The organism is Zoogloea sp. LCSB751 (genome assembly GCF_002028455.1).
In the GTDB taxonomy this organism is placed as follows: domain Bacteria; phylum Pseudomonadota; class Gammaproteobacteria; order Burkholderiales; family Rhodocyclaceae; genus Zoogloea.
Map to the genome: position 1 here is coordinate 1 of NZ_MWUM01000078.1, position 642 is coordinate 642.

Here is a 642-nt window from a genome sequence, read left to right on the forward strand (position 1 = left end):
CGCCTACGTGCATGCCGAGAACAGCCGCAAGCTCAACGAGCTCGGCGTGCTGATGGTCGACCTCACTCCTGCCGCCATCGGCCCCTACTGCGTGCCGCCGGTGAACCTCAAGCAGCACGTCGGCCAGCGCGAGATGAACGTCAACATGGTCACCTGTGGCGGCCAGGCGACGATCCCGATGGTCGCCGCGATCAGCCGTGTGCAGCCGGTCGAGTACGGCGAAATCATCGCCACCGTCTCCTCCAAGAGCGCCGGCCCCGGCACCCGTAAGAACATCGACGAATTCACCCGCACCACCGCCGGTGCGGTCGAGAAGGTCGGCGGCGCCAAGAAGGGCAAGGCCATCATCATCATCAACCCGGCCGAGCCCGCGCTGATGATGCGCGACACCGTGCATTGCCTCGTCGAAGGCGAACCGCAGCAGGACGCGATCCGCGAGTCCATCCAGGCCATGATCCAGGAAGTCCAGAAGTACGTGCCCGGCTACCGCCTGGTCAATGGCCCGGTCTTCGACGGCAACCGCGTGTCGGTCTATCTCGAAGTCGAAGGCCTCGGCGACTACCTGCCCAAGTACGCCGGCAACCTCGACATCATGACCGCCGCCGCCGCCCGCACCGCCGAGATGTTCGCCGAGGAAATCCT

At 65.6% G+C, this 642-nt stretch carries 1 protein-coding gene; it reads left to right on the forward strand.

Annotation, left to right across the window (positions count from 1 at the left end; all coding sequences use genetic code 11):
- Positions 1–642 (forward strand): acetaldehyde dehydrogenase (acetylating) (locus B4920_RS25810; RefSeq protein ID WP_079437594.1); only part of this gene is annotated, 642 nt, incomplete at both ends.